The following is a 26748-nucleotide window of genomic DNA, read 5'->3' on the forward strand; positions in this document are numbered from 1 at the left end:
GAGCTGTGTACAAACGGCCGGGGAGTATATCGGGTTTCGCCGCCGCTGCCGTCGGGACGATCAACGGAGCGGGCGCATCTGGATCTGCCGGCGCTGGTTGTCGATCTGCTGGCGCTGCTGGTCGAGGATGCGCTGCTGCTGTTGCAACTGTTGTTGCTGCAGGTCGTTCTTCTGCCGCTGGATCATCTGGTCGCTCTGCCGGCGCTGTTCGTTCCAGCGCTGCTGGTTATCCTGCTGGCGCTGCAGGTCCTGCTGCTGCCGCTGCAGGCGCTGGTCTTCGTAATTCAGGCGCTGGCTGTCCAGCTGGTTCTGTCGCAACTGTTGCTGGCGGCGCAGACTGTCCTGCTGTTGCTGGACAGGGTCGATGACCGGGCTCGGCGCTGGCGCCGGGCGTGGCCGGCTGGGGTAGAGCCAGGGGTCGGCCTGGGCGCTGCCGGCCAGCAGCACGAGCAGCAAGAGGAGGGATCGACGCATCGGCGGTTCTCCATGAAGGGTATGCCTTGAGTGTGCACCCGATAGTCCGGATCGGCATTGCTGTGCGTCGGAGAAAAAAGAGGCGCCCGAAGGCGCCCCGTGCGTGAAAATCGCAGTCACTCGGCCTTGCCGGCCAGTTCTTCCTTGGAGAAATCATCCACGTCGATCACCGCGCGGCGGGCGCTTTCGGCGGCGTGCAGGGTTTCCGCTTCCGCGTCCTCCAGCACGCCTGCGTCACGCGCAGCGTCGATAGGCGACTGCCCCGGTTTGGGAGTGACGCCATGCTCCTTGAGCGCCTTGTGCAGTTTCTTCTGCAGAGGCGCGGCGGCAGCGAGTTGGTCGTAGGCGAAGGTGAGCTTGGCGACGGGATCGTCTGCGCCGGTGGGCAGGTGCGCGCCGGCGAGGATCGCCTGCAACGCCGGGTCGCTGAGCGGGCGGCCGAGGATGTCGGCGATCTGCGCATCCAGCGCATCGCTCGGGCCACGATGGCGACGACCCAGCGGCAGCACCAGCACACGCAGCAGGCAGCCGAAGGCTCGGTTGGGGAAGTTGTCGATCAGGTCGGCCAGCGCGGCTTCGGCTTTCTCGAGGTTTTCCTCCATGGCCCAGTGCAGCAGCGGATGCAGGTAGTCCGGGTTGTCCAGGTCGTGGTAGCGCTTGAGTGCGGCGGAGCCCAGGTAGAGGTGGCTCAGCGCATCGCCCAGGCGCGCGGAGAGGCGCTCGCGGCGCTTCAGCTCGCCGCCGAGCATCATCATGCTGAAATCGGCGAGCAGCGCGAAAGATGCGGCGAGGCGGTTCAGCGCACGGTAGTACGGGCGGCTGACGCGGTCGCCCGGCACCTGGTCGAAGCTGCCGAAGCCCAGGCCCAGCAGCAGGCTGCTGGCGGCGTTGCTGACGGCGAAGCCGATGTGGCTCAGCAGCAGTTCGTCGAACTCGCGCTCGGCCTGGTCCTGGTCCTCGCGGCGGGCCAGTTCCATCTCCTTGAGCACATACGGATGGCAGCGGATGGCGCCCTGGCCGAAGATCATCAGGTTGCGCGAGAGGATGTTGGCGCCCTCGACAGTGATGAAGATCGGCGCGGCCTGCCAGGAACGGCCCAGGTAGTTGTTGGGCCCGAGGATGATGCCCTTGCCGCCGTGGATATCCATGGCGTGGGCGATGCACTCGCGGCCGCGTTCGGTGAGGTGGTACTTGAGGATGGCCGACAGCACCGAGGGCTTTTCGCCCAGGTCCACCGCGTTGGCGGTGAGGATGCGCGCGCTGTCCATCATCCAGGCGTTGCCGCCGATGCGGGCGAGGGCTTCCTGGATACCTTCGAAGGCCGACAGCGGCACGTTGAACTGCTCGCGCACCTGGGCGTAGCGGCCGCTGACGTAGCTGCCGGCCTTGGCGGCGCTGGTGCCCACCGCCGGCAGCGAGATCGAGCGGCCCACCGACAGGCAGTTCATCAGCATCATCCAGCCTTTGCCGATCATTTGCTGGCCACCGATGATGTAGTCCAGCGGCACGAACACGTCCTTGCCGGAGTTGGGGCCGTTCATGAAGGCGGCGCCCAGCGGCACGTGGCGACGGCCGATCTGCACGCCGGGGGTGGCGGTGGGGATCAGCGCCAGGGTGATGCCCAGGTCTTCTTCCTCGCCCAGCAGATGGTCCGGGTCATGGCACTTGAAGGCCAGGCCGAGGAGGGTGGCCACCGGGCCGAGGGTGATGTAGCGCTTCTCCCAGGTCAGGCGCAGGCCGATGACTTCCTCGCCTTCCCACTGGCCCCTGCAGACCACGCCGACGTCGGTCATGCCGCCGGCATCGGAGCCGGCCTGCGGGCTGGTCAGGGCGAAGCAGGGGATCTCGTCGCCGCTGGCCAGGCGCGGCAGGTAGCGCTGGCGCTGGGCATCGGTGCCGTAGTGCAGCAGGAGTTCGGCGGGGCCGAGGGAGTTGGGCACCATCACGGTGGAGGCGAGGTCGCCGCTGCGGGTGGCGAGCTTCATCACCACCTGCGAGTGGGCGAAGGCGGAGAAGCCCTTGCCGCCGTATTCCTTCGGGATGATCAGGCCGAAGAAGCCCTGGTTCTTGATGAACGCCCAGGCCTGGGGCGGCAGGTCCATGTCCTTGCCGACCTGGTAGTCGTCGATCATTGCGCAGAGCTGCTCGGTGGGGCCGTCGACGAAGGCCTGCTCCTCTTCCGTCAGTTGCGCGCGGGGATAGGCCAGCAGGGTGTGCCAGTCCGGGCGGCCGCTGAACAGCTGGCCGTCCCACCAGACGGTGCCGGCCTCGATCGCTTCGCGTTCGGTCTCGGACATTGGCGGCAAAGTCTTCTTGAACCAGGCGAACAACCGCGAGGTGAACAGGCTGCGGCGCAGGTCGGTGGCAAGGATGGTTACTGCGACCATGGCCCAGAGCAGCCACAGCAGCACCATCCAGCCATGAGCGTGGCTGAACAGGCTCATCAGTGCGAGGTACACGGCGACGATGCCGAGTGCCTTCAGGGGCGCGGCGCGGCGGTGCGCGAGCCAGGCGACGCCAAGGATCAGGACGAGTAACCAGACGAGCAACATGCGGATTCCTCCATGACAGTCCACCCCGGCGACAGCAGGCCGCGGCGGGCTTGGTGACGAAAGTGCGCGGGCACAGCGGTGGGCATCGCCGATCAGGCTCCCACTCCATCATGCATCGCAAGCTTAGCTGGCCGGACAGGACCGATGGCCGCATGGCCGGACAGCTTGGCCGGATCGCCTTGTCGGGCAGGCGACGCCGCTGGTTAGACTGTTGACGCCATCAAGGACGAAACCCCGGAGACAGCGCCATGCAGCAATACCTCAAGCCCAGCCGGTTCGTTGATAGTGACCACCCGGGGGTAATCGAGTTCGCTCTAAATCACCGCGGTGACGGCAGTACACCGCTGGAGCAGGCGGTAGCCCTGTATTACGCCGTGCGCGATCGGATTCGCTACAACCCCTACGTGTTCAGCCCCGACCCGCAGACGCTCAAGGCGAGCCATGCGCTAGAGGCCGGGCAGTCCTACTGCGTGCCCAAGGCCACGCTGCTGGCGGCCTGCGCCCGGCATTGCGGCATCCCCGCGCGCATCGGCCTGGCCGACGTGAAGAACCACCTGGCCACGCCGCGCCTGCTGGAACTGCTGCGCAGCGAGGTGTTCGCCATGCATGGTTACACCGAGTTGTTCCTCGAAGGCCGCTGGGTCAAGGCTACGCCAGCCTTCGACATCGGTCTGTGCGAAGCCTTCGGCGTGCTGCCGCTGGAGTTCGACGGGCGCAACGACAGCGTCTTCCACGCTTTCAACCGCGACGGTGAACGGCACATGGAGTACCTGCGCGACCACGGCCAGTTTCCCGATGTGCCCGAGGAGTTCTTCTTCGGTTACCTCAAACAGTGCTATCCGCACCTGTTCAACGGTGGCGCCGCTGCGCTCGCCGGCGATATGCGTGCAGAAGCGCGCGGCGCATGAACGCTGTCGCTCCCATCAAAGCAATCGCCCATGAACGTAATCGCCCATGAACGTAATCGATAGTAACCATCAGTACGCGAGTCTTTTTTCCTCGCGCCTTTGCCGGTAGGGTGCCGTCATCCGAAGTCGCGTCCGCCGGGCGCGATACCAACGACGACAAGAGAGGCGCAGCATGCTCAAGATCTGGGGCCGGAAGAATTCCTCCAACGTGCGCAAGGCGCTCTGGTGTGCGGAAGAGGCGGGCCTGGCCTACGAGCGGATCGATGCCGGCGGCGCATTCGGCGTGGTCAACGACGCGCCTTATCGTGCGCTGAACCCCAACGGCGTGGTGCCGACGCTGGACGATGAAGGCTTCATTCTCTGGGAGTCCAACAGCATCGTCCGCTACCTCGCCGCGCGCTACGCTCCGGACCTTTACCCGCAGGACCTGCAGCAACGCGCCAGCGCCGAGAAATGGATGGACTGGACCACCTCGTCCCTGGCAACGCCGTTCCGTACCGTGTTCTGGGGGACGGTGCGCACGGCGCCGGAGCAGCGCGACGTTGCCGCCATCCAGGCCGCCATCGATACCTGCGCGGGCCTGCTGGCGGTTCCTGAGGCGGCGCTGGCGAAGCAGCCGTACCTCACCGGCGAACAATTCGGCATCGGCGACATTCCGCTGGGCTGCTTCATCTATGCTTGGTTCGAAATGCCTATCGAGCGCCCGGCACAGCCGCATCTCAAGGCCTGGTACGAACGCTTGAAGGCGCGTCCGGCCTACCGTGCCGCGGTGATGACCGACCTGACCTGAATGCCTGCGCGCGCCGCGGAGGTTGCAATCCTCGCGGCGTACCCTTATCAAGCAGGCCTTTTTTCCATAGACATGCGTCTTTCCACCGACTTGCAACGGGAAAACCCATGAGTTCCGCGCTGTCCATCCGTCAACTGACGAAGACCTACGGCAACGGCTTCCAGGCCCTCAAGGGCATCGATCTGGACGTCGCCGAGGGCGATTTCTTTGCCTTGCTGGGCCCCAACGGCGCCGGCAAGTCCACCACCATCGGCATCCTCTCCACCCTGGTGAACAAGACCAGCGGTACGGTCAACGTGTTCGGCCATGACCTGGACAAGGACCCGTACGGCCTCAAGCGCTGCCTGGGCGTGGTGCCCCAGGAATTCAACTTCAACCAGTTCGAAAAGGTGTTCGACATCGTCGTCACCCAGGCCGGCTACTACGGCATCCCGATGAGCGTGGCCAAGGGCCGCGCCGAGAAATACCTGACCCAGCTGGGCCTGTGGGACAAGCGCAATTCCGCCTCGCGCGAGCTCTCCGGTGGCATGAAGCGCCGCCTGATGATTGCCCGCGCGCTGGTGCACGAGCCGCGCCTGTTGATCCTCGACGAACCCACCGCCGGTGTGGACATCGAACTGCGCCGTTCGATGTGGAACTTCCTCACCGAGCTCAACGACGAAGGCATCAGCATCATCCTCACCACGCACTACCTGGAGGAGGCCGAGCAACTGTGCCGCAACATCGCGATCATCGACCACGGCACCATCGTGGAGAACACCAGCATGCGCAAGCTGCTGAGCAAGCTGCACGTGGAGACCTTCTACCTGGACCTGCAGGGCACCCTGAGCGAGGCGCCGAAGCTGGATGGCTACCCGGTGCGCCTGGTTGATGATCACACCCTGGAGGTGCAGGTGGACAAGTCGCTGGGCATCAACGGCCTGTTCGTCCAGCTCAACGCCATGGGCCATCAGGTGCTGAGCCTGCGCAACAAGAGCAACCGCCTGGAGGAGCTGTTCGTGTCGCTGGTGGAGAAGAATCTGTCGAAGGTGGCGGTATGAGTCACGAACTGCGCGCCAACTGGGTCGCCCTCAACACCATCGTCTACCGGGAAGTCCGCCGCTTCCTGCGCATCTGGCCGCAGACCCTGCTGCCGCCGGCGATCACCATGGTTCTGTACTTCGTCATCTTCGGCAACCTGATCGGCCGGCAGATCGGCGACATGGGCGGCTTCACCTACATGCAGTACATCGTGCCGGGGCTGATCATGATGTCGGTGATCACCAACTCCTACGGCAACGTGGTGTCGAGCTTCTTCGGCAGCAAGTTCCAGCGCAACATCGAGGAGCTGCTGGTCTCGCCGGTCTCGCCGCACACCATCCTCCTGGGCTTCGTCTGCGGCGGCGTGCTGCGCGGGCTGGCGGTGGGTGTGATCGTCACCCTGCTGTCGCTGTTCTTCACCGACCTGCAGATCCACCACCTGGGCATCACCGTGCTGGTGGTGGTGCTGACGGCCGGGATCTTCTCCATGGGCGGTTTCGTCAATGCCGTGTTCGCGCGCAACTTCGACGATATCTCCATCGTCCCGACCTTCGTGCTGACGCCGCTGACCTACCTGGGCGGGGTGTTCTACTCCATCACGCTGCTGCCGCCGTTCTGGCAGACCGTGTCGCTGGCCAACCCGATCCTGCACATGGTCAACGCCTTCCGCTATGGCATTCTCGGTGTCTCCGACATCCGCATCGGCACGGCGGTGATCTTCATGCTGGTGGCGACGGTGGTGTTGTATTTCTTCTGTGTGCGCCTGCTGGTGAGCGGCCGCGGCATGCGCCAGTGAGCGGCGCGTTGCGCTGATGAAAAAGGCCCCGGTTGGGGCCTTTTTCTTTTTTGATATCTCGCGGTGGGTAAGTCCCCCTGTAGGCGCTACTGCGTGAACTCGATGACGAACCGCGTCCACCCATCGGCCGACTCACAGCGAATCTCCCCGCCATGGGCGCGGACGATTGAGCGGCAGATCGCCAACCCCAGTCCGGCATGTTCTCCCTGGCCTTCGCGGCGGGCCGGATCGGCGCGGTAGAAGCGGTCGAACAGGCGTGGCAGGCGTTCGGCGGGAATCTCCCGCCCTGGATTCTCCACGCTCAGGCGGCCCGGCTCCAGGCGAATGCGAATCTGCCCTCCGTCCGGGGTGAAGCGCAGGGCGTTGTCCAGCAGGTTGGCCAGTACCCGACGCAGCAACGCGCGGTCGCCCTCTACCGACAGCTCGCCGTCGCGCTCCAGGGCAATGGATTTTTCCTCGGCCAAAGGCCCGTAGAACTCCAGCAACTCGTCCACCTCGCCGGCCAGCGCAAGGGGCTGGCTGCTGGGCATGAGCAGGCCATGGTCGGCCTTGGCCAGGAACAGCATGTCGTTGACCATCGCGGTGAGCCGCTCCAGCTCCTCCAGGTTGCCGTGCAGCGCCTCGCGGTACTCCTCCAGTCCGCGCGGGCGCGACAGCACCACCTGGGTCTGGGTCAGCAGTCCGGTGAGTGGCGTGCGCAGCTCGTGGGCGATGTCGGCGGAGAAGGCCGACAGGCGCTGGAAGGCCTCTTCCAGGCGCGCCAGCATGGCGTTCAGCTCCCCGGCCAGGCCGCGCAGCTCCTGCGGCATCTGCCCGGCGTCGAGGCGGGTGGTCAGGGAGTGCGCGCTGACCTGCGCCGCCATCTCGCTCATTTGCCGCAACGGGCGCAGGCTGGCGCGTGCGGCCCAGGCACCGAGCAGGGCGGTGGCCAGGGCGGAGAAGCCCATGGTCATCCAGATCAGCCGCTGCATGCGCTGCAGGAAATGCTGGTGGTGGGTGATGTCGAGGATCAGCGTCAGTTGCGGGCCGTCGGATCGCTCGGCATTCAATGGCGCTTGCAGTTCGCGGTAGGCAGGGGGTTCGTCGCTGGCCATGCTCATCGTCGGCAATTGCCAGAACCAGCGTTGCCCATCGTGGCCTTGCAGTCGCAGGCCGAGGTCGGGATGGCGCTCCAGTTCGCGGCGCAGCTCGGCAAGGTGCGGTGCGAGTTGGTCGGCGCTGCCAACACCGTTCAACACGTCGCGGAAGATCGCCAGTTTGCCGTTCAGCAACTGCTGGTCCAGCTCGATGAAATGCGCCTCGCTGGCGCGGCTGAACACGATGCCTGCCAGCAACGACACGGCAGCGGTGCAGGCGGCGAACAGCAGGCTCAGGCGCAGGCCGAGGGACAGGCGCGCAGTCATGCTTCGCGCTCTTCCAGCACGTAGCCCATGCCGCGCACGGTGTGTATCAGACGCTGCGGGAAGTCGTCGTCGACCTTGGCGCGCAGACGGCGGATGGCGACTTCGATGACGTTGGTGTCGCTGTCGAAGTTCATGTCCCATACCTGGGAGGCGATCAGCGACTTGGGCAGCACCTCGCCGCTGCGGCGCAGCAGCAGTTCCAGCAGGGCGAACTCCTTGGCGGTCAGGTCGATGCGCTTGCCGGCGCGGTGCACGCGGCGGCGCAGCAGGTCCAGTTCAAGGTCAGCCAGCTGCAGGGTGGTTTCCTGCAGCTGCTGGCCACCACGGCGCAACAACGTGCGCACCCGGGCCAGCAGCTCGACGAAGGCGAAGGGTTTCACCAGGTAGTCGTCGGCGCCCAGTTCCAGGCCGCGTACGCGGTCTTCCACGGCATCGCGGGCGGTGAGGAACAGCACGGGCACCGCGCTGCCGGTCTGGCGCAGCGCCTGGAGGATCTGCCAGCCGTCGCGGCCGGGCAGCATCACATCGAGAATCAACAGGTCATGTTCGCCGGCCAGGGCCAGTTGCAGGCCTTCGTCGCCGTCGGCGGTCAGGTCGACGGCGAAGCCGGCCTCGCTCAGGCCCTGTTGCAGGTACTGGCCGATGCGCGGTTCGTCTTCGACGATGAGGAGTTTCATCCGGGTATCCATTGGCGCGCTCGATGCGCGGCTGTCATCAGGGTAATGGGGCGGTCAGCGAACTGACAGTGTCGGCGTTGCAGACTGGCGGCGTATTCATTTTCCAGCGCCATCGAGGAGCCTGCCATGCACCTGATCATCTCCACGCTGTTTGCCGTGCTGTTCTTCCCCGTCACGCCGGCCCTGGCTGACGGAGGAGGGGATATCACTTTCCAGCGCATGCAGGAACAGGCCGCCACGGTGCGCCAGGCCTGCTGAATCCGCTTCATCGTGCTGTCCTTGCCCGCCCTCTGGCGGGCTTTTTTTCGCCCTCTTTATACCCCGCCGCGGGCGCGCCGGCGCCAAGCTGACAGAGTTGTAATCTTCCTGACAGCCAAGCCTCAGGCGCCGCCAGCGACCATGGTCATCGTCTTGGAGAGGAGATTCGCCATGTCCCTGCGTCATCTGCTGCACGCTTCCGTCCTCGGCCTCGCCGCCGCCATCAGCCTGCCGGCCCTGGCCGATGCCGGTCACGCCTACGACTTCGGCAAGCCGGCCAAGGCTGCCCAAGCCACCCGCACCGTTCAGATCAAGCTGGGCGAGATGTTCTTCGAGCCCGAAAGCATCGACGTGAGGCCGGGCGAGACCGTGCGTTTCGTCATCCACAACACGGGCAGCCTGCTGCACGAGTTCAACCTGGGCAGCGCCGCCATGCACGCCGGTCACCAGAAGGAAATGCAGCAGATGATGGACTCCGGGATGCTCACCCCCACCGGCATGCAGCACGACATGAGCCAGATGGACCACAGCAAGATGGGCCATGGTGACCAGCCGATGGGCCAGATGATGAAGCACGACGACCCCAACAGCGTGCTGGTGGAGCCGGGCAAGACCGCCGAGCTGACCTGGACCTTCAGCAAGGCCACCAGCCTGGAATTCGCCTGCAATATTCCGGGGCACTACCAGGCCGGCATGGTCGGCAAACTGACCGTCAAGCCCTGAGCGGGAGCGCCGTGATGATTCGCGTAAGGGAATGGGCCCTGGGAGCGCTGCTGCTGGCACCCTTGGCGGTGCAGGCGGGCGTGTACGACCTGACGATTGGCGAGGGCGAGCTGAAGCTGTCCGATGGCGCCCGCAAGGCGCTCACGGTGAATGGCCGCACGCCCGCGCCGGAGCTGCGCTTCAAGGAGGGCGAGGACGTCGAGTTGCGCGTCACCAACACCCTCGACCGCGATACCTCGTTGCACTGGCACGGGCTGATCCTGCCCTACACCCAGGATGGCGTGCCGGGCATCAGCTTCCCCGGTATCAAGCCTGGCGAAACCTTCACCTACCGCTTCACCGTGAAACAGTCCGGCACCTACTGGTACCACGCCCACAGCGACTTCCAGGAGATCGAGGGACTCTACGGCCCGCTGGTGATCGAGCCCAAGGCGCGCGAGCCGTACCGCTACGACCGCGAGTACACCCTGCTGCTGGCCGACTGGCACGACACCCGACCGGAAACCGTGTTCGCCAACCTGAAAAAGCAGAGCGACTACTACAACCGCAACCAACGCACGCTGGGCGATTTCATCGCCGACTCCGGTGCCAATGGCTTCATGGCGACCCTTCGCGACCGACTGGACTGGGGCAGCATGCGCATGACGCCGACGGACATCGCCGACATTGCCGGCTTCCGTTTCCTGGTCAACGGTCAGGACGGCGAGCAGAACTGGACCGGGCTGTTCAAGCCCGGCGAGCGCGTGCGCCTGCGCATCATCAACGGCTCGGGCATGAGCTACTTCGACCTGCGCATTCCCGGCCTGAAGATGACTGTGGTGCAGGCCGACGGCAACGACGTGCAGCCTGTGACGGTGGACGAGTTGCGCATCGCCGTGGCCGAAACCTACGACGTGATCGTCCAGCCGCAGGAAGACCGCGCCTACACCTTCTTCGCCGAAGCCATGGACCGCAGCGGCTACGCCCGCGCCACCCTGGCTCCGCGCGCCGGGATGCAGGCCGAGGTGCCGGCGCTGCGCGGGCGGCCGCTGCTGAGCATGGCCGACATGGGCACGAGTCATGACGGAATGGACCATGGCGACATGGCCATGGGCGAGTCGGAGGATTCGGCCATGAGCGGGATGGATCACTCCAGCATGGCGGGCATGGATCACTCGCAGATGCCCGGCATGGATCACTCGGCCATGGGCGCTGCCGCGCCGAAGTCCGATTACGCGCCGGGCAGCGGGCTGACACCGCAACCGGCCGAGCCGGGCAATCGCCTGCTGGTCTACGCGGACCTCAAGGCCATGCGCCCCTACGCCGACTACCGCGCGCCGGATCGCACCATCGAGTTCCGCCTGACTGGCAACATGGAGCGCTACTTCTGGTCCATCGATGGCAAGAAGTATTCCGAGGCCGAGCCTGTCCGCCTGACCTACGGCGAGCGGGTGCGCATCCGCTTCGTCAACGACACCATGATGACCCACCCCATGCACCTGCACGGCATGTGGATGCAGCTGGACAAGGGCAACGGCCGCTTCAACCCGCTCAAGCATGTGGTCAGCGTGGCTCCGGGCAGCACCCTGGACGTCGACGTGCCCGCCGATGCGCTGGGCGAATGGGCCTTCCACTGCCACCTGATCTACCACATGGCCGCCGGCATGATGCGCAAGGTCATAGTCGAGCCGGCACCCGCCAGCGCCAGCCTCTGAGGAACCGCCATGAAACGCATAGCAACGGTGGCCTGCGCGGCGACCCTGGGCCTGGCCTTGCCCGCCGAAAGTGCCGAGATGGACGACATGCCCATGGGCTCGCTGCTGATCCAGCGCCTGGAAAGCCGCTTCCAGGGCAACGACCAGGCGCTGGGTTGGGAAGCCCAGGGCTGGTACGGCACCGACTACCAGAAACTGCGCCTGAAGCTGGAAGGCGAGCGTGACGCTGGCGGCCCGACCACTGACAACGAGGTGCAACTGCTCTATCAGCACATGGTCGCCGATTTCTGGGACTGGCAAGTGGGGGTACGCCACGATGACCAGCCGGGGCCGTCGCGCAGCTACGCGGTGCTGGGAATCCAGGGCCTGGCGCCGCAGTGGTTCGAGGTGGACGCCAACCTGTTCCTCAGCGAACGCGGCGACCCGTCCCTGCGCCTGGAGACCGAGTACGAGCTATTACTGACCCAGCGGCTGATTCTCGAACCCTCGCTGGAATACAACCTGGCCCTGGCCGATGACCGCGACATTGGCGTGGGCGCCGGCGGTAGCGAACTGGAGGCCGGGTTGCGCCTGCGCTACGAGGTGCGCCGGGAATTCGCCCCGTACTTCGGCTATGTCTGGAGCAGGACCTACGGCCGCAGCGGCGACATCGCCCGCGCCGAGGGCGAGCATGACGAGGAGGGCTACTGGGTCGCGGGGGTGAGGATGTGGTTCTGACCGGCCTGCTCTACGCTCCTACGTGAATTCCTGCGTGAGAGCATGCCCTCTCCCTAACCCTCTCCCTGAAGGGAGGGGGACTGGTTTGGTGCAGGTTGAAACTAACGCGTCAGCCGGCACGGATGGTTCCCTCTCCCTTCAGGGAGAGGGCACTGGTTCGGTGCAGGCTGAAACCCATGCGTCAGCCGGCACGGATGGCTCCCTCTCCCTTCAGGGAGAGGGCGGGGGAGAGGGATGCCCAGGGAGCGATCTTACAGAACAAGACTGTTGCTCTTACCGCGGGATGCCGGCTGTAGCCGGCTCGTCCGCCGCCTGCTGAAAGGGCCGGCGGATTTGTATACACTCGCCGCCTCGCGCCACCACCGCATCGCCGATCCAGCAGGTCCTCCCTATGCAGCATCCCGCCGAACACTCGCCCCTGGGCAAATCCAGCGAATACGTCTCAACCTACGCGCCGGAGCTGCTGTTCCCGATCTCCCGCACCACCAAATGGGCGGAGCTGGGCCTGAGCGCTGAGACCCTCCCTTACCAGGGCGTGGACCTGTGGAACTGCTACGAACTGTCCTGGCTGACCGCGTCGGGCAAACCGGTGGTGGCCATCGGCGAATTCGCGATTCCGGCCCAGTCGCCGAACATCATCGAGTCCAAGTCTTTCAAGCTCTATCTCAACTCGCTGAACCAGACCGCCTTCGACAGCGCCGACGCCGTGCGCGCGGTGATGGAACGTGACCTGTCCGCCGCCGCTGGCGCGCCGGTCGGTGTGCGCGTGCGTGGTCTGGACGAGGTGGCGGGCGAGGGGGTTGCAGTCATCGAAGGTACCTGCGTCGACGACCTGGACATCGCAGTGGAGAGTTACGACCATCCGCGCCCGGAGCTGCTGCGCTGCGACGGCACCCGCCGCGTCGAGGAAGTGCTCTACAGCCATCTGCTCAAATCCAACTGCCCGGTCACCGGCCAACCGGACTGGGGCACCCTGGTCGTGGACTACAGTGGCCCGGCGCTGGATGCCGCGAGCCTGCTGGCCTATGTCGTTTCCTTCCGCCAGCACCAGGACTTCCACGAGCAGTGCGTCGAGCGCATCTACCTCGACCTGCAACGCCTGCTGCAGCCTGCCCGCCTGACCGTCTATGCGCGCTACGTGCGCCGTGGCGGCCTGGATATCAACCCCTACCGCAGCAGCGAAGCGGTGCAGCCGGACAACCGCCGGCTGGTGCGCCAGTAAGCTCGCGGTATAACGCGGACATGAAAAACCCGGCCAATGCCGGGTTTTTCATGTCCGGAAAAGCGATTCCGGGCTCAGATCCCCATGTTCGCCAGGCTCTGCACGATCGAGCGTAGCGTGCCGGCCAGCGTCGGATGGCTCGCCTCGAAGCGCTCCACGGCGAGGTTCACGTTGTCCATCAGGGTCTCGTCGGCCAGCGCCTCTTCATTGGCCAGCTGCAACTCGATGTCTTTGATCAGGGCTTGCAGCGATTCTCGCTCTTGCGCGTCCAGCGGCGGCTGGCGCTCCAGCTGGTCGCGCAGGGCCTGGAGTTCTTCCTGGAGGCGTTGTGTCGGCATGGTGGTGTCCTTCTGCGGTACTGACGCAAAGATGGACCTCGCCCGGCGGGTAAAAGGTCCATCGCCATGCCTTTGAGCTTAACTCGCCGCGCGCACCCTTGCCTGATGCCGATCAACCCGCAGGAGGCGTTCGAGCAGCGGGAAGAAGTGTTCCAGCTCCGGTGTGCGCATGGCTGGGTCCTTGCCCAGGTCGTCCAGGCGGCGCAGGGTCAGTGCGTCCTGGGAGAAGGGCGCGCTGAGGAAGGCGCTGGCGCTGCGCTCGTCGAACGGCCCGCCCTGCAGCGCCAGGCTCTGCCGCGAGGCCCAGGACAGGCCGGCGTGGTAGGCCGGGTCGACGGCGCAGAGGTAGCGCTTGGCGGCCACGTGCAGGCGTATCGGCTGCCAGACGGCTTCGGGTAGCAGCTCGCGCAGCAGGTTGGCGCCGAACTCCTCGTGGCGCTGGTCCTGTTCATCGATCAGCTGCGGGTCTTCATAGAGATGGCCGATGTCGTGGAGCAGGGCCGCGATCACCAGGCTGTCGGAACACCCGGCCCGCTCGGCCAGGGTGGCGCACTGCAGCGCGTGTTCGGCCTGGCTGACGGCTTCGCCGTAAGGCTCGGAGCCGTGGCTGGCGAAGCGCTCGGCCAGTTCGTGGAGGAAGCGATGGCGCTCGTGCTTCATGGTTTTTCTCCTTTCAGGCGGCGGCCGGCAATGTCCTGCAGGCAGGAATCCAACTCGCCCAGATGATCGATGACCGAGTGCACGCCGAGGCGGTACAGGCCCAGCGTCGCCTGTGCGCGCAGGCGGTCGCGGTCCAGGTTGCCAAGGGCATCCCAGTCTCCCGGTGCATGGCCGCACAGTGGGCCGCTGGCGGCCAGGCCGATGGTCCACAGGCCGGCATTCAGTCCCGCCTGGAGCAGGCGCGGTTGGCCGCTGACCAGTACGCAGCCGTCGAGATGCGGGCTGTCGAGCTGCATCAGCGCCTGCCAGCAGGAGTCCGGCGCGGGCCAGGGGCGGCCGGTGATGCCCAGGCCGGTGGCGAGGTGGTCTTCCAGAGCGGTGGCCAGGTGCAACGCAGTGGCGTTGGGCAGTTCATCGAGCCAGGCGCAGGGGACGCTGCGCTGGTGCAGCGTCCGCAGGGCGTCCAGAGCGCCGGGAGTGGCCTCGGCGTGGGCCTGGGCGGCGTCGTCCAGTGCGGACTGAAAACGGTTGCGCTCCTGGGGCTCGGCGTAGCGGCCCAGGGCAAGCTCCAGGGCATGATGTGGGGGTAGAGCGGCAGCTTCGAGCAGGCGCGCCGGCGGACAGTCGGGGCAGGTGCGTTGCAGGGCTACCGGCAGCGTCCTTGCGCCGAAGTCCACCAGGTCGCCCGACAGTCCGAACAGCAGGGTAGTGAAGCGCGGAAGCTGGGCGGTCGCAGGCATGGTGGGCTTTTCTGATAGTTGGTCTAGGCCAGACTAGCGGGCCAATGTGACGGTCCGATGAAGTCGCCCGCCGGGCCGTTATAATCGACGCGCCTTTTTGCGGAAGACGTTCATGCCGGTCGAACCCATGCCTCACTACCTGCGCATCCGCGAGCAGCTGGCGCAGGACGTTGCCAACTCCACCCTCAGCCAGCGCCTGCCCGCCGAACGCGAACTGGCCGAGCGCTTTGGCTGTACCCGCGTGACACTGCGCGAGGCGCTGCAGCAACTGGAAACCGAAGGCGTGTTGTACCGGGAGAACCGCCGCGGCTGGTTCGTCTCGCCGCCGCGCATCCGCTACAACCCGACCCGCACCACCGGTTTCATGGACTATGTGGCGGCCCAGGGACGCGTGCCGCGTACCGAGCTGTTGGCGGCCGAACGCCGCGCCGCCGGGCCGGCCCTGGCACGGCGCATGGGGTTGGGTGGAGAGGCCGAGGTATTCCACATCCTGCGCCGCCGCTGGGTCGACGAGCGGCCGGTGATGCTGGAGGAAATCACCCTGGACGCCAGCTGGTGTGCGGGGCTGCTCGATTTCCCGCTGGATACCTCGCTCACCCGCGTGCTGCGCGAGGAACTGGGCTTGAGCCTGGGCCGCTCGGAGCTGGCCATGCACTCCACCGCGCTGATGGAGGCGCGCGCGACGCCGCTGCAGCTGACCCCAGGCTCGCCGGGCCTGTACGTGGAGCGCGCCAGCTACGTGGAAGACGGTCGATTGGTGGAGTGGGATCAGGAGTTCTGGCGCTCCGATGCACTGGAAATTGTCATCGACGCACGGTATCCCGACTGAAGTGGCACTATGCTTTCAATTGCAAGCAAGCGAAACGGTCCGTGACGCCGAATCGAAATCCTGTTAGATCGAGCCGGGTCTGCAAAACCGTTGCGCCTCTATATAATCTGCCCGCATAGCGGGGCCGCCAAGGCTGGCCCGATTGTCATTCACTGGAGAACTCCCGATGCGCCCACTAGGCGTCCAATGGACCAAACGCTGCTGCAGCCTGCTCGTCGCCGGCCTTGCCACGATCCCGTTCCTGGCGCAGGCCGCCAGCGAAGACGATCCGTGGGAAAGCGTCAATCGTCCGATCTTTACCTTCAACGACACCCTGGACACCTATGCCCTCAAGCCGCTGGCGCAGGGTTACCAGTACGTCACCCCGAATGTCGTGCAGGACGGCGTGCACAACTTCTTCGGCAACATCGGTGACGTGAAGAACCTGGTCAACGACCTGCTGCAGCTGAAGTTCCGCGATGCCGGCGTCGACACCAGCCGCCTGCTGTTCAACACCACTTTCGGCCTGGCCGGCTTCATCGACGTGGCCACCCATATGGGCCTGCGCCGCAACGACGAAGACTTCGGCCAGACCCTTGGCCATTATGGCGTGGGCAGCGGTCCCTACGTGATGCTGCCGCTGCTGGGCCCGAGCACCCTGCGCGATGCCCCGTCGCTGATTCCGGACGCCTACACCGGCCCCTATCCCTATATCGACAACGTCTCGGTGCGTAACAGCCTGCGCGGTGTCAACGTGGTCGATACCCGTGCCGACCTGCTCAAGTCCGAGAAGCTGATCAGCGGCGACAAGTACACCTTCATCCGCAACGCCTACCTGCAGAACCGCGAGTTCAAGGTCAAGGACGGCGAGGTCGAAGACGACTTCTGATCCGTCTTGCGTGCAGCCCTTTCCTGTCCTCCAGCCCGCGCCGATCGTGGCGCGGGCGGTGCCTGCTTGAACCCTTGAGCGGATGGGAGTAGTGTCTGCGCCTTGTCGCGACCGACCCGCGCCGCTGTTCCCTAGAATGAGCGCCAAACCACAACCCCGGCGCCGTTTGCCTGGATGACCCATGCACAAAGCCAGTGCCTCGCTGCTGATTATCGATGACGACGACGTCGTCCGCGAAAGCCTCGCCGCCTACCTGGAAGACAGCGGATTCAAGGTCACACAGGCCACCAACGGCCTGGAAGGCCTGAAAGTCTTCGAGCACCAACTCCCCGACCTGGTGATCTGCGATCTGCGCATGCCGCAGATGGACGGTCTCGAGCTGATCCGTCGTGTCAGCGAGATGGCGGTGGAAACCCCGGTGATCGTGCTGTCCGGTGCCGGCGTCATGAGCGATGCCGTCGAGGCCCTGCGCCTGGGCGCCGCCGACTATCTGATCAAGCCGCTGGAAGACCTCGCCGTCCTCGAGCACTCGGTACGCCGTGCCCTGGACCGCGCCTTCCTGCGTTCGGAGAATCGCCGCTACCGCGAGAAGCTGGAAACCGCCAACCGCGAGCTGCAGGCCAGCCTGAATTTGCTCCAGGAAGACCAGAACGCCGGTCGCCAGGTGCAGATGAACATGCTGCCGGAGACGCCCTGGGAATCCGAAGGCCTGGCCTTCTCCCACCAGATCATCCCGTCGCTGTACCTGTCGGGTGACTTCGTCGACTACTTCCGCGTGGATGCCCGCCGCATCGGCTTCTATCTGGCCGACGTTTCCGGTCACGGCGCTTCGTCCGCCTTCGTCACTGTGCTGCTGAAGTTCATGACCACGCGGCTGCTGTACGAATCCAAGCGCAACGACATGTTGCCGGAGTTCAAGCCGTCGGACGTCCTTGGCCACATCAATCGCGGTCTGATCAACTGCAACCTGGGTAAGCACGTGACCATGCTCGGTGGTGTGATCGATCTGGAAACTGATCGCCTGACCTACAGCGTCGGCGGTCACCTGCCCTTGCCTGTGCTTTATGTCGACGGCGAAGCCCGCTACCTGGAAGGCCGTGGCCTGCCGGTGGGGCTGTTCGGGGAAGCGACTTACGAGGATCATGTCCTCGATCTACCCAAGTCCTTCAGCCTTTCCTTGTTCTCGGACGGAATTCTCGACGTCCTTCCGGGGGCTACGCTGAAGGAAAAGGAGACGGCCTTGCCCGAGCAGGTCGTCGCCGCCGGCGGAACTCTGGATGGCCTGCGTCAAGTCTTCGGACTGGCCAAGTTGTCCGAGATGCCGGATGATATTGCCTTGCTGGTGTTGAGCAGGAACCTTGCATGAGTACCGGTAAAATCCAGTTCGCCGAGCAGGATGGCTCATTTGTCCTGAAGTTCGTGGGCGAAGTCCGACTGACCCTGTGTTCGGCGCTGGATGCCACCATTGAAAAAATCTTCGCCGCGTTGAATTTCTCGGCGATCATCATCGATCTCACGGAAACCCAGAGCATCGACAGCACCACGCTGGGCCTCCTGGCGAAGCTGTCCATTCTCTCGCGGCAGAAGGTCGGCCTGTTGCCCACGCTGGTGACCACCAACGCGGACATCACCCGGCTGCTGCAGTCGATGGGCTTCGATCAGGTGTTCAACATCGTCGATCGTCCGATTCCGTGTTCGGATTGCCTGACCGATCTGCCTCCCCAGGACCAGTCCGAGGAGGTGGTGCGCGGTAAGGTGCTCGAAGCCCACCGTATCCTGATGGGCCTGAACGAGACCAACCGCGAGGCCTTCCACGATCTGGTAAGCGCGCTGGAGCGCCACTGATTCGATGAACCCAATGCAAACCGGCGCCCTGCGGCGCCGGTTTGCATTGGTGCGTCCGCAGGTTTTCAGCGGCCGGAGAGCAGCGCCTCGAGCTTCTCCTGGTCGCGGGCGAACAGGCGGATGCCTTCGGCCAGCTTCTCGGTGCCCATGGCGTCTTCATTCATCTGCCAGCGGAAGGCGCTCTCGTCCAGCACCTGGCGGGCTTCGCCGCCGCCCGGCTGCAACGCACGCGGCAGTTCGCCCTGGGCCTCGGCCAGTTGTTGCAGGAGGTCCGGGCTGATGGTCAGGCGGTCGCAGCCGGCCAACTGCTCGATCTGTCCGAGATTGCGGAAGCTGGCGCCCATCACCACGGTTTCGTAGCCGTTGGCCTTGTAGTAGCGATAGATGCGCGACACGGACTGCACACCCGGATCTTCCGCACCCACGTAGTCGCGATTGGCGGCCTTCTTGTACCAGTCGTAGATGCGCCCGACGAAGGGCGAGATCAGGAATACCCCTGCGTCGGCGCAGGCCGCGGCCTGGGCGAAAGAGAACAGCAGCGTCAGGTTGGTCTGGATGCCTTCGCGCTCCAGTTGTTCGGCGGCGCGGATGCCTTCCCAGGTGGAGGCGATCTTGATCAGCACGCGGTCGCGTCCGATGCCCTGCTGGTCGTACAGCTCGATCAGGCGATGGGCGCGCTGCAGCGTGGCCTGGGTATCGAAGGACAGGCGGGCGTCCACTTCGGTGGAGATGCGCCCCGGAATCACGCCCAGGATGTCCTTGCCCACGGCGACGGCGAAGCGGTCGCAGGCAAGGCCTGCGTCACCCTGTGCGCCTTCGGTGGCGCGGGCCAGGTGCCCGGCGTAGCGGGGCAAGGCGGCGGCCTTCAGCAGCAGCGACGGGTTGGTGGTGGCATCTACCGGCTTCAGGCGGGCAATGGCGTCGAAGTCGCCGGTATCGGCGACAACCGTGGTGTACTGCTTGAGTTGTTCCAGCTTGGAGGTCATGGCGCATCTTCCATAGAGAGTGCACCGACCTTACCCGAGGGCGATGCAACGCTCAACGGGACTCAGTGACCGGCGAGAAGTTCGCCCGCCTGATCGAGCAGTCCGAGGGAATCCTTGGTTTTGTGCACGTCCACCGAGAGCAGCTGGCGGAAGCGTCGCGCGCCCGGGAAGCCCTGGGCCAGGCCCAGGACGTGGCGGGTCACGTGGTGCATGGCGCCGCCCTCGGCGATGTGCCGCTCGATGTACGGGCGCATCCGCGCCAGGGCTTCGGCGCGGGTGATGGCCGGCTCATTCGAGCCATACAGTGCGGCGTCGACCTGGGCCAGCAAATAGGGGTTGTGATACGCCTCGCGGCCGAGCATCACGCCGTCGAAAACCTGCAGGTGCTCGCGGCATTCATCCAGAGTCTTGATGCCGCCATTGAGGACGATCTCCAGCTCCGGGAAGTCGTGCTTGAGCTGCGCGGCGATGTCGTAGCGCAGCGGTGGGATCTCGCGGTTCTCCTTGGGCGACAGGCCTTCGAGGATGGCGATACGCGCGTGGACGGTGAAGCTGCGGCAGCCGGCATCGCGCACCTGGCCGACGAAATCGCAGAGCTCTTCATAGCTGTCGCGACCATTGATGCCGATGCGGTGCTTGACCGTCACCGGGATCGATACGGCATCGCGCATGGCCTTTACGCAATCGGCTACCAGCGCCGGGTGGCCCATCAGGCAGGCGCCGATCATATTGTTCTGCACGCGGTCGCTGGGGCAGCCGACGTTCAGGTTGACCTCGTCGTAGCCGGCCTGCTCAGCCAGCTTGGCCGCCGCCGCCAGGTCTGCCGGGTTGCTGCCGCCCAGTTGCAGCGCCAGTGGGTGCTCGCACTCGTCGTGGCGCAGGAAGCGCGCGGCATCGCCGTGCAGGACGGCGCCTGTGGTGACCATTTCCGTGTAGAGCAGCGCGTGGCTGGAAAGCTGGCGCAGGAAAAATCTACAGTGCCTGTCAGTCCAATCCATCATCGGCGCCACGGAAAAGCGGCGGGAGGGCTCAGGGCGGGCGTTGGTGGTCGGTGCGGCGTCGGTCATGGGTACGGAGTATCTGGCTTCGCAAGGGGCGCGAAATCGCTCGCGCCGGCGGAAAGGGCGAGGATTTTACCGGGGTTGCCGGCGTAGCGCACGGAAACCGGCAGGCGGTCTGCCGCCGGCTTGACCTGGGCGGGCGGTCCGCTTTGGCGCAACTGCTACCCTCTGGGTACCTGACAGAAGGATCTCACTCGATGAAACCCCTATTGTTGATGCTACCGCTGATCCTGCTGGCCGCCTGTTCCTCGCCGGGCAAGCTGAAGGAGGAGGCCCTGGCCTTGCAGTTGGAGAGCGGCAAGTCGCCTTCGGTCTACATGGCCTGCCTGCTGCCGAAATGGCAGGCCATACGCCCTTTGGCGGCGGTGAAGGAGATCCGTTTCGGCTACCGGTTGCAGATGCCGGCTGCCTCGGGCGATACCACCGCGGTGTTGCTGGAGACGACGGCGACGGACAAGGGCAGCGATGTCGTGCTCTATCGCCGTGATGCGCCCAGCCCGGACGACGCCATCGCCCTGGCGGCGCGCAGCTGCCTGTAGCGACTCAAGCAGCGCCTCGTCTACCACTAAGGAACGATAGCCGCCGGGTGCAGCAGGCGGCCTAATGGCTCCGACAAGAATAATCGGGCTCACCGGCAGCGTTCCTGCGCTGCGCAGCGGCAGGGCCCGCCAGAAGAGAGCTGCCGCCATGGGTATCGCGCATCCGCGTATCGTCCTCATCCTTACCCTGCAGACTTGCGGCCTGGTGCTGCTGTTCATTGCCCAGGCGCTGGGCGGCTGGCCACTGTCGTTGTGCCTGCTGCTCATGGCAGGGCTGCTCTGGGGGCCTTGGTTCATCCGCGAGAAGACAGCGCCAGCAGGGGCGCTGGCGGTGCTGCCGGACGTTGCCGAACTGACCCGCGAGCTGTCCCAGGGCACCAGCCGCAATGCGCTGTCCGCCGCCGGAGTGTCCTTCTCGGTGCAGCGCCTGGTGGAGAAGCTGGAGTCCCAGGTGGTGGCCGCCGAGCAGATCGTCGGCAGTGCCGAGGTGATGATCCATACCGAGCGGGCCACATCGAACCTCGCTCGCCAGGCGAAGGAGGCGGCGACCCTCGCCCGCGCTGGCAGTGATACCGGGCGCAGCGAGTTGCAGGCCGCCATCGATTGCATGCGCCAGCTGAGCCAGCGCGCCAGCGCCAGCCGTGCGCTGATCGAGACGCTGAATGCGCGCAGCGAGGATATCCAGCGCGTCACCCAGGTGATCCAGTCCATCGCCAGCCAGACCAACCTGCTGGCCCTCAACGCGGCTATCGAGGCGGCGCGGGCAGGGGAGCACGGACGCGGCTTCGCCGTGGTTGCCGAGGAAGTGCGCGGGCTCGCCGGACGTACCGCCGAGGCTACCGACGAGGTGGGGCAGATGATCGAGGATATCCAGCGCCAGACCGGCGAGGTGGTGGAGCAGATCCGCCAGCTCACCGATGACCTCGGCCTGGGCGTCAGCCAAGTGGAGAGCACCGGCCGGCAGCTGCAGGATATTGCCGGGTTGGCCGCCACCGTGGAAACCCAGATCACCGAGATCGCCGAGGGGGCGGAGATCAACCGCAACCAGCTGGACAGCCTGTTCTCCGCCGTCGAACAGGTGCGCGGCGACCTGCGGGCCAGCGACGAGCAGACTCACCGCCTGGCCGACGCCGCGATGCAGCTGGAGAGCCAGGCGGAAACCATCAGCGAGCGCCTGGCGGAGGTCGCGCTGGATGATTATCACCAGCGCATCTATGACCTCGCCCGCGCCGGCGCCCAGGCGATAGGCGCAAAGTTCGAGGCGGACGTGGACAGCGGCCGGATCGGCTTCGACGACCTGTTCGACCGCGACTACCAGCCGATGCCTGGAACCCGCCCGCAGAAGTTCCGTACGCGCTTCGACCGCTACACGGACGAGGTGTTGCCGCGCATTCAGGAGGACCTGCTGCAACGCCACGAGGGGTTGGTATTCGCCATCGCCTGTACTGCCGAAGGTTACGTGCCCACGCACAACCGGGCGTTCAGCCACCCCCCGAGCGGCGACCTGCAGGTGGACATGCTCAAGAGCCGCAGCAAGCGTCTGTTCAATGACCGCACCGGTGTGCGCTGTGGCAGCCACAACCAGCCGATGCTGCTACAGACCTATTGCCGCGATACCGGCGAGCTGATGCACGACCTTTCGGTGCCGATCTACGTGCGCGGTCGCCAGTGGGGTGGGTTGCGCCTGGGCTACCGTCCGGAGGCCTGACGGCCCCTGCAGGTCGATTGCGGCGCTGCAGGCGGCGTGGGGGCGGGTTTCTCTTGCGATGGCTTGTCGTTGGCACCGCGGCGCCAGGGGCGATTCGCTACCAAGCGCTGCGAAAATAAAAAAAGCCGCGAAGGAGTGTACGCGGCTGGGGGCGGGCGTCCGGGAGACGCCCGCGAAAGGGTTTCAGTGATGCCCGCAGAGGGCGTCGCGGCCGTGCTCGCCGAGGATGTTGAACAGAATGTTCAGCACCACGGCCCAGATCGCGGTCATCGCGATGCCGCTGTGGGTGATCGGCTCCATCCATTGGGGCAGGGCGGCGAAGAAGTCCGGACGCACCACCGGCACCATCCCCATACCGATGCTCACCGCCACCAGCAGTTGGTTGCGGCGGTCGACGATGTCCGCTTCGTGGAGGATGCGGATGCCGCTGGCGGCGACCATGCCGAACATGGCGATACCGGCGCCGCCCAGCACTGCCGGCGGAATCGAGGCCACCAGGAAGGCGGCCTTGGGCAGCAGCGAGAGGGCGATCAAGAACAGCGCGGCGGCGGCGGTGACATAGCGGCTGCGCACGCCGGTCATCTGCACCAGGCCGATGTTCTGGGCGAACGAGGAATGGGTGAAGGTGTTCATGAAACCGGCGACGAACGAGGCGCTGGCGTCGCACAGCAGGCCGCGGCGCAGGCGGTTCGGGCAGATCTCGGTGTCGGTGATCTTGCCCAGGGCGAGGAACATGCCGGTGGACTCGACGAAGATGATCACTACCACCAGGCACATGGACAGCACCGGTGCGAGGTGGAATTCCGGCGTGCCGAAGTGCAGCGGGGTGACCACGTCGAACCAGGGGCGCTGCTCGATGCCGTCGAGGCTGACCATGCCCATGCTGGCGCCGATGATGTAGCCCAGCAGCATGCCGATCAGCACCGAGACGTTGACCCAGAAACCTTTCAGGAAGCGGTTGATCAGCAGGATCACCGCCAGCACGAAGGATGACAGGGCAAGGTATTCGATGGCGCCGAAGTTGGCTGCCGCCTTGCCGCCGCCGGCCCAGTTGATCGCCACCGGGAACAGGCACATGCCGATGGAGGTGATCACGGTACCGGTCACCAGTGGCGGGAAGAAGCGCACGATGCGGCTCATGAACGGCGCGATGACCATGCCGAAGAAGCCGGCGGCGATGGTGGCGCCGAAGATGCCGGTCATGCCCACGCCGGGCATCCCGGCCATGGCGACCATGCTGCCGACGGCGGCGAAACTGGCGCCCATCATCACCGGCATGCGGATGCCCACAGGGCCGATGCCGAGCGATTGCACGAGCGTGGCGATGCCGGCGACCAGCAGGTCGGCATTGATCAGGAAAGCGATTTCTTCGCGGGAGAGACCGGCGGCCTGGCCGACGATCAGCGGGACGGCGACGGCGCCGCCATACATCAGGAGAACGTGCTGGAAGCCGACCAGCAGCAGCTGCAGCAAGGGCAAACGCTGGTCGACGGGCGAGCCGGTATGGGAGCGCTCAGTTACCACGGACATGCAACACCTCGGTTTTTATTGTTGTCAGTCGCTGGTTGCCGGACGGGCACGACAACCGGGAAGTACTGGCCGATCTCACCCCCGGGGCCGAGCGGGTGAAGCGGTGCGGGACTTTATAAACGCGATGTGTATTACGTTCAATCGATTTTTGTATACAACTCGTCGGTCACGTTTTGCCTTGGCGGTGCTGTGGGGCTCTAGGCCGCATGTTTGCTGGTTTCGGTGATTCTGTAGCCATTGGTCGAGTGGACTACATTTTTTGTCTCAGTACGCGCTTTTCGTAGGAGCGAGCTTGCTCGCGAACCGGGCGATACCCGAACGATCCGGCGTGCGCTGATGGTTTCGCGAGCAAGCTCGCTCCTACAGATCCGGTATCGCGCGGGCATAAAAAAACCGCACCCGAAGGTGCGGTTTTCCTGGCCGTGCCGCAGGCTCAATTAACCTGGGCGCCCCTGGAGATCCAGTCTCCGACGAGCTTGCGCTCTTCCGGGGTCATCTGGGTGATGTTGCCCAGCGGCATCACTTGCGAAGCCACGGCCTGCGCCTGGATGCGCGGGGCGAGCTGCTGGATCTGCTGCGGGGTATCGAACATCACGCCAGCCGGCGCGGTGCTGAACAGGTTGCTGGTCGGCTTGGCCGAGTGGCACACGGCGCAGCGTTCCTGGATGACGTGGTGGACCTTGTCGAAGCCTTCGGAAGACCCGGCGGCGGTGGACGCCTGGGCCGGAGCAGCCTGAGCCTGCTGGGCGGCGGCAGCCTTGGCGGCTTCCTCGTCCTTGGCGCGCTCGGCCGGGGTCTTGCCGCCGATGGCGGTTTCCGGCAGCGGCTGGTACTCGACCTTCGGTGCCTGGGCGGTGCTGGAGGAGGCATCGCTGCTCGGCCAGTTCGGGCCGGTGACGAAGGCCAGGGCGATCATGCCGACGGCCCCGGCGGGCAGGGCCCAGGCCATGCCGTTGCCTTCGTGGCGGGTGTTGAAGTAGTGGCGGACGATCACTGCCAGCGCCGCGATGCAGGTCAGGATCAGCCAGTTGTAGTGGCTGCCGTAAGTGCTCGGGAAGTGGTTGCTGATCATGATGAACAGCACCGGCAGGGTGAAGTAGTTGTTGTGGCGCGAACGCAGCAGGCCTTTGGCCGGCAGTACCGGGTCGGGCTCGCGGCCTTCCTCGATGGCCTTAACCAGCGCACGTTGGGCCGGCATGATCACACGGAAGACGTTGCCCACCATGATGGTGCCGATGATGGCGCCCACGTGCAGGTATGCACCGCGGCCGCTGAATACCTGGCTGAGCAGGTAGGCGGCGAGCACCAGCAGGGCGAACAGGATGGCGCCGAGCAGGGCGGGTTTCTTGCCCAGCGGGGAGTCGCACAGGGTGCTGTAGACGAACCAGCCGGCGATCAGCGAGCCGATGCCGATGGCCACGGCGGCGGCCGGAGCCAGGTCGCTGCCCGGGGCGATCAGGTACAGGGTCGGGTTCAGGTAGAACACGATGGTCAGCAGGCAGACACCCGACAGCCAGGTCGAGTAGGCCTCCCATTTGAACCAGTGCAGGTTGTCCGGCATTTTCGGCGGGGCGAGCTTGTATTTCTCCAGGTGGTAGATGCCGCCACCGTGGATCGCCCAGAGGTCACCGGAAAGCCCCTCGCGCGGGTTGGCGCGATTGAGGTTGTTTTCCAGCCAGACGAAGTAGAACGAGGCGCCGATCCACGCGATACCCACGATCATGTGGACCCAGCGGACCAGCAGGTTCAGCCATTCGATGAGATGTGCTTCCACAGTTTTTACCTCTTGCCCGGAAACCGTCGTCGCGGAGTGCGGGCCTCTCTTATTAGTTTGCTTGGGGGTCGAGGAGGAGCTGTTCGTCCTCGGTGAAGAAATGCTCGTCGCAGTTGTTGCCAGAACCGCTGCGATCGACCACCAGGAAGTCATCCCGCTTTTCGATCGTCAGCACCGGGTGGTGCCAGACGCCGCGGTGGTAATTGACGCCCTGCTTGCCGTTGGACAGGAAAGCGCGGACGAGGCCCGATACAGGTACATCGCCAACTGGCGCGACCACGATCAGAAATGGATTGCCGAGCAGCGGGATGAAAGCCTGGCTGCCCTGCGGGTGACGTTCCAGCATGCGGATGCGCAAGGGCATCTCCAGGGACTCGGCGCTGAAGATGCTGATGATCGCCTTGTCATCGGGCTGAGCCGTCTCGACGGTGGCGAGCTTGTGATAACGGCGGGTGGAACCGTTGTTGATCATGAAGAAATCACTGCCTTCGGTTTCGATGACATCACCGAACGGTGCGAAGGCTTCCTTGGTCAACGGCTCGATCTTCAGGGTACGCATGGCTGGTCTTCTTTTTCGTTGTTCGCATGGTCCCTTCCCTTGAATGCATCCCAGGGAAGGGGAGTGAAGGTCCGCTC

At 65.3% G+C, this 26748-nt stretch carries 27 protein-coding genes; 15 read left to right on the forward strand and 12 right to left on the reverse strand.

The genetic code is table 11. The features are described 5' to 3' along the window. Positions 1-60: 60 nt before the first annotated feature. Positions 61-474 (reverse strand): PA2816 family glutamine-rich protein, encoded by a 414-nt coding sequence (locus C167_RS0106710; RefSeq protein WP_017517494.1) that lies wholly within the window; start codon positions 472-474, stop codon positions 61-63. A 116-nt stretch (positions 475-590) separates the two neighbouring features. Further along, a complete protein-coding gene (locus C167_RS0106715; RefSeq protein WP_017517495.1) occupies positions 591-3026 on the reverse strand; it encodes an acyl-CoA dehydrogenase in 2436 nt (811 codons plus the stop codon). A gap of 248 nt (positions 3027-3274) precedes the next feature. On the opposite strand from C167_RS0106715, the gene C167_RS0106720 reads away from it, so the two are divergent. The 4 genes from C167_RS0106720 to C167_RS0106735 all read left to right on the forward strand — a co-directional run bounded on the left by C167_RS0106720 (position 3275) and on the right by C167_RS0106735 (position 6540). Continuing rightward, positions 3275-3934: a transglutaminase-like domain-containing protein gene (locus C167_RS0106720; RefSeq protein ID WP_017517496.1), complete on the forward strand. Its 660-nt coding sequence runs from the start codon at positions 3275-3277 to the stop codon at positions 3932-3934. 172 nt (positions 3935-4106) lie between these two features. Further along, positions 4107-4724: a glutathione S-transferase gene (locus tag C167_RS0106725; protein ID WP_017517497.1), complete on the forward strand. Its 618-nt coding sequence runs from the start codon at positions 4107-4109 to the stop codon at positions 4722-4724. Positions 4725-4831: 107 nt separating this feature from the next. After that, positions 4832-5764: an ABC transporter ATP-binding protein gene (locus C167_RS0106730; RefSeq protein ID WP_017517498.1), complete on the forward strand. Its 933-nt coding sequence runs from the start codon at positions 4832-4834 to the stop codon at positions 5762-5764. After that, the gene (locus C167_RS0106735; protein ID WP_017517499.1) at positions 5761-6540 is read left to right on the forward strand and encodes an ABC transporter permease; all 780 of its coding nucleotides are present in this window, start codon (positions 5761-5763) and stop codon (positions 6538-6540) included. Before C167_RS0106730 ends, C167_RS0106735 begins: the two co-directional genes overlap by 4 nt. An 86-nt stretch (positions 6541-6626) precedes the next feature. Here C167_RS0106735 and C167_RS0106740 read toward each other — a convergent pair whose 3' ends face one another. Then, entirely contained in the window at positions 6627-7943 is a 1317-nt protein-coding gene (locus tag C167_RS0106740; RefSeq protein ID WP_017517500.1) for a heavy metal sensor histidine kinase, read from the reverse strand. After that, positions 7940-8620 carry a heavy metal response regulator transcription factor gene (locus C167_RS0106745; RefSeq protein WP_017517501.1) on the reverse strand — a complete coding sequence of 227 codons (681 nt, stop codon included), beginning with the start codon at positions 8618-8620 and terminating at the stop codon, positions 7940-7942. The genes C167_RS0106740 and C167_RS0106745 overlap by 4 nt, the downstream gene beginning before the upstream one ends. Before the next feature lie 126 nt (positions 8621-8746). Here C167_RS0106745 and C167_RS35275 point away from each other — a divergent pair, with 126 nt between their 5' ends. From C167_RS35275 to queF, 5 genes are all read left to right on the forward strand, one after another. Continuing rightward, positions 8747-8878: a co-regulatory protein PtrA N-terminal domain-containing protein gene (locus C167_RS35275; RefSeq protein ID WP_017517502.1), complete on the forward strand. Its 132-nt coding sequence runs from the start codon at positions 8747-8749 to the stop codon at positions 8876-8878. Between the two features lie 171 nt (positions 8879-9049). After that, on the forward strand, positions 9050-9601 hold the full coding sequence (locus tag C167_RS0106755; protein ID WP_017517503.1) for a cupredoxin domain-containing protein: 552 nt from the start codon (positions 9050-9052) through the stop codon (positions 9599-9601). A 14-nt stretch (positions 9602-9615) separates the two neighbouring features. Further along, positions 9616-11295 (forward strand): copper resistance system multicopper oxidase, encoded by a 1680-nt coding sequence (locus C167_RS0106760; protein ID WP_017517504.1) that lies wholly within the window; start codon positions 9616-9618, stop codon positions 11293-11295. Positions 11296-11304: 9 nt separating this feature from the next. Continuing rightward, on the forward strand, positions 11305-12012 hold the full coding sequence (locus C167_RS0106765; RefSeq protein WP_017517505.1) for a copper resistance protein B: 708 nt from the start codon (positions 11305-11307) through the stop codon (positions 12010-12012). A 391-nt stretch (positions 12013-12403) separates the two neighbouring features. Then, positions 12404-13234 carry an NADPH-dependent 7-cyano-7-deazaguanine reductase QueF gene (queF, locus tag C167_RS0106770; RefSeq protein ID WP_017517506.1) on the forward strand — a complete coding sequence of 277 codons (831 nt, stop codon included), beginning with the start codon at positions 12404-12406 and terminating at the stop codon, positions 13232-13234. Between the two features lie 74 nt (positions 13235-13308). Here queF and C167_RS0106775 read toward each other — a convergent pair whose 3' ends face one another. The 3 genes from C167_RS0106775 to C167_RS0106785 form a co-directional block, all read right to left on the reverse strand. Continuing rightward, complete coding sequence (locus tag C167_RS0106775; RefSeq protein ID WP_017517507.1) at positions 13309-13572, reverse strand: DUF4404 family protein; 264 nt, start codon at positions 13570-13572, stop codon at positions 13309-13311. 78 nt (positions 13573-13650) lie between these two features. After that, positions 13651-14232, reverse strand: coding sequence for a phosphonate degradation HD-domain oxygenase (locus tag C167_RS0106780; protein ID WP_017517508.1), 582 nt, complete (start codon positions 14230-14232; stop codon positions 13651-13653). Beyond that, positions 14229-14972, reverse strand: coding sequence for a hypothetical protein (locus C167_RS0106785; RefSeq protein WP_017517509.1), 744 nt, complete (start codon positions 14970-14972; stop codon positions 14229-14231). The genes C167_RS0106780 and C167_RS0106785 overlap by 4 nt, the downstream gene beginning before the upstream one ends. Positions 14973-15084: 112 nt before the next feature. Between C167_RS0106785 and C167_RS0106790 the strand changes: the two genes are divergently transcribed. From C167_RS0106790 to rssC, 4 genes are all read left to right on the forward strand, one after another. Continuing rightward, a complete protein-coding gene (locus C167_RS0106790) occupies positions 15085-15801 on the forward strand; it encodes a UTRA domain-containing protein (RefSeq protein WP_017517510.1) in 717 nt (238 codons plus the stop codon). A 166-nt stretch (positions 15802-15967) separates the two neighbouring features. Beyond that, positions 15968-16669 (forward strand): VacJ family lipoprotein, encoded by a 702-nt coding sequence (locus C167_RS0106795; protein ID WP_017517511.1) that lies wholly within the window; start codon positions 15968-15970, stop codon positions 16667-16669. A gap of 181 nt (positions 16670-16850) precedes the next feature. Next, positions 16851-18035: a two-component system response regulator RssB gene (rssB, locus tag C167_RS0106800; RefSeq protein WP_017517512.1), complete on the forward strand. Its 1185-nt coding sequence runs from the start codon at positions 16851-16853 to the stop codon at positions 18033-18035. Beyond that, positions 18032-18514 (forward strand): anti-sigma factor antagonist RssC, encoded by a 483-nt coding sequence (gene rssC, locus C167_RS0106805; RefSeq protein ID WP_017517513.1) that lies wholly within the window; start codon positions 18032-18034, stop codon positions 18512-18514. The genes rssB and rssC overlap by 4 nt, the downstream gene beginning before the upstream one ends. A 65-nt stretch (positions 18515-18579) precedes the next feature. On the opposite strand, the gene tal is transcribed toward rssC, so the two are convergent. Together tal and dusA are read right to left on the reverse strand one after the other, a co-directional pair. Next, complete coding sequence (tal, locus tag C167_RS0106810) at positions 18580-19500, reverse strand: transaldolase (protein ID WP_017517514.1); 921 nt, start codon at positions 19498-19500, stop codon at positions 18580-18582. Between the two features lie 62 nt (positions 19501-19562). Next, positions 19563-20567: a tRNA dihydrouridine(20/20a) synthase DusA gene (gene dusA / locus C167_RS0106815; protein WP_017517515.1), complete on the reverse strand. Its 1005-nt coding sequence runs from the start codon at positions 20565-20567 to the stop codon at positions 19563-19565. 191 nt (positions 20568-20758) lie between these two features. Between dusA and C167_RS33230 the strand changes: the two genes are divergently transcribed. Together C167_RS33230 and C167_RS32285 are read left to right on the forward strand one after the other, a co-directional pair. Next, a complete protein-coding gene (locus tag C167_RS33230; RefSeq protein ID WP_157791820.1) occupies positions 20759-21100 on the forward strand; it encodes a hypothetical protein in 342 nt (113 codons plus the stop codon). Positions 21101-21590: 490 nt separating this feature from the next. After that, on the forward strand, positions 21591-22808 hold the full coding sequence (locus tag C167_RS32285) for a methyl-accepting chemotaxis protein (protein WP_419146526.1): 1218 nt from the start codon (positions 21591-21593) through the stop codon (positions 22806-22808). A gap of 183 nt (positions 22809-22991) precedes the next feature. On the opposite strand, the gene C167_RS0106830 is transcribed toward C167_RS32285, so the two are convergent. The 3 genes from C167_RS0106830 to C167_RS0106840 all read right to left on the reverse strand — a co-directional run bounded on the left by C167_RS0106830 (position 22992) and on the right by C167_RS0106840 (position 26671). Beyond that, complete coding sequence (locus C167_RS0106830) at positions 22992-24338, reverse strand: nucleobase:cation symporter-2 family protein (protein WP_017517518.1); 1347 nt, start codon at positions 24336-24338, stop codon at positions 22992-22994. Positions 24339-24771: 433 nt separating this feature from the next. Continuing rightward, a complete protein-coding gene (locus C167_RS0106835) occupies positions 24772-26112 on the reverse strand; it encodes a urate hydroxylase PuuD (RefSeq protein WP_017517519.1) in 1341 nt (446 codons plus the stop codon). 52 nt (positions 26113-26164) lie between these two features. Beyond that, positions 26165-26671, reverse strand: coding sequence for an ureidoglycolate lyase (locus tag C167_RS0106840; RefSeq protein WP_017517520.1), 507 nt, complete (start codon positions 26669-26671; stop codon positions 26165-26167). Positions 26672-26748 lie beyond the last annotated feature (77 nt).

This window comes from Pseudomonas nitroreducens TX1 (assembly GCF_000313755.1).
Taxonomy (GTDB): domain Bacteria; phylum Pseudomonadota; class Gammaproteobacteria; order Pseudomonadales; family Pseudomonadaceae; genus Pseudomonas; species Pseudomonas nitroreducens_A.

Excerpts from the sequence above, each read along its gene's own strand:
- C167_RS0106710 (WP_017517494.1), bottom strand. The coding sequence starts at position 474 with ATGCGTCGATCCCTCCTCTTGCTGCTCGTGCTGCTGGCCGGCAGCGCC.
- C167_RS0106715 (WP_017517495.1), bottom strand. The coding sequence starts at position 3,026 with ATGTTGCTCGTCTGGTTACTCGTCCTGATCCTTGGCGTCGCCTGGCTC.
- C167_RS0106720 (WP_017517496.1), top strand. The coding sequence starts at position 3,275 with ATGCAGCAATACCTCAAGCCCAGCCGGTTCGTTGATAGTGACCACCCG.
- C167_RS0106725 (WP_017517497.1), top strand. The coding sequence starts at position 4,107 with ATGCTCAAGATCTGGGGCCGGAAGAATTCCTCCAACGTGCGCAAGGCG.
- C167_RS0106730 (WP_017517498.1), top strand. The coding sequence starts at position 4,832 with ATGAGTTCCGCGCTGTCCATCCGTCAACTGACGAAGACCTACGGCAAC.
- C167_RS0106735 (WP_017517499.1), top strand. The coding sequence starts at position 5,761 with ATGAGTCACGAACTGCGCGCCAACTGGGTCGCCCTCAACACCATCGTC.
- C167_RS0106740 (WP_017517500.1), bottom strand. The coding sequence starts at position 7,943 with ATGACTGCGCGCCTGTCCCTCGGCCTGCGCCTGAGCCTGCTGTTCGCC.
- C167_RS0106745 (WP_017517501.1), bottom strand. The coding sequence starts at position 8,620 with ATGAAACTCCTCATCGTCGAAGACGAACCGCGCATCGGCCAGTACCTG.
- C167_RS35275 (WP_017517502.1), top strand. The coding sequence starts at position 8,747 with ATGCACCTGATCATCTCCACGCTGTTTGCCGTGCTGTTCTTCCCCGTC.
- C167_RS0106755 (WP_017517503.1), top strand. The coding sequence starts at position 9,050 with ATGTCCCTGCGTCATCTGCTGCACGCTTCCGTCCTCGGCCTCGCCGCC.
- C167_RS0106760 (WP_017517504.1), top strand. The coding sequence starts at position 9,616 with ATGATTCGCGTAAGGGAATGGGCCCTGGGAGCGCTGCTGCTGGCACCC.
- C167_RS0106765 (WP_017517505.1), top strand. The coding sequence starts at position 11,305 with ATGAAACGCATAGCAACGGTGGCCTGCGCGGCGACCCTGGGCCTGGCC.
- queF (WP_017517506.1), top strand. The coding sequence starts at position 12,404 with ATGCAGCATCCCGCCGAACACTCGCCCCTGGGCAAATCCAGCGAATAC.
- C167_RS0106775 (WP_017517507.1), bottom strand. The coding sequence starts at position 13,572 with ATGCCGACACAACGCCTCCAGGAAGAACTCCAGGCCCTGCGCGACCAG.
- C167_RS0106780 (WP_017517508.1), bottom strand. The coding sequence starts at position 14,232 with ATGAAGCACGAGCGCCATCGCTTCCTCCACGAACTGGCCGAGCGCTTC.
- C167_RS0106785 (WP_017517509.1), bottom strand. The coding sequence starts at position 14,972 with ATGCCTGCGACCGCCCAGCTTCCGCGCTTCACTACCCTGCTGTTCGGA.
- C167_RS0106790 (WP_017517510.1), top strand. The coding sequence starts at position 15,085 with ATGCCGGTCGAACCCATGCCTCACTACCTGCGCATCCGCGAGCAGCTG.
- C167_RS0106795 (WP_017517511.1), top strand. The coding sequence starts at position 15,968 with ATGCGCCCACTAGGCGTCCAATGGACCAAACGCTGCTGCAGCCTGCTC.
- rssB (WP_017517512.1), top strand. The coding sequence starts at position 16,851 with ATGCACAAAGCCAGTGCCTCGCTGCTGATTATCGATGACGACGACGTC.
- rssC (WP_017517513.1), top strand. The coding sequence starts at position 18,032 with ATGAGTACCGGTAAAATCCAGTTCGCCGAGCAGGATGGCTCATTTGTC.
- tal (WP_017517514.1), bottom strand. The coding sequence starts at position 19,500 with ATGACCTCCAAGCTGGAACAACTCAAGCAGTACACCACGGTTGTCGCC.
- dusA (WP_017517515.1), bottom strand. The coding sequence starts at position 20,567 with ATGACCGACGCCGCACCGACCACCAACGCCCGCCCTGAGCCCTCCCGC.
- C167_RS33230 (WP_157791820.1), top strand. The coding sequence starts at position 20,759 with ATGAAACCCCTATTGTTGATGCTACCGCTGATCCTGCTGGCCGCCTGT.
- C167_RS32285 (WP_419146526.1), top strand. The coding sequence starts at position 21,591 with ATGATCCATACCGAGCGGGCCACATCGAACCTCGCTCGCCAGGCGAAG.
- C167_RS0106830 (WP_017517518.1), bottom strand. The coding sequence starts at position 24,338 with ATGTCCGTGGTAACTGAGCGCTCCCATACCGGCTCGCCCGTCGACCAG.
- C167_RS0106840 (WP_017517520.1), bottom strand. The coding sequence starts at position 26,671 with ATGCGTACCCTGAAGATCGAGCCGTTGACCAAGGAAGCCTTCGCACCG.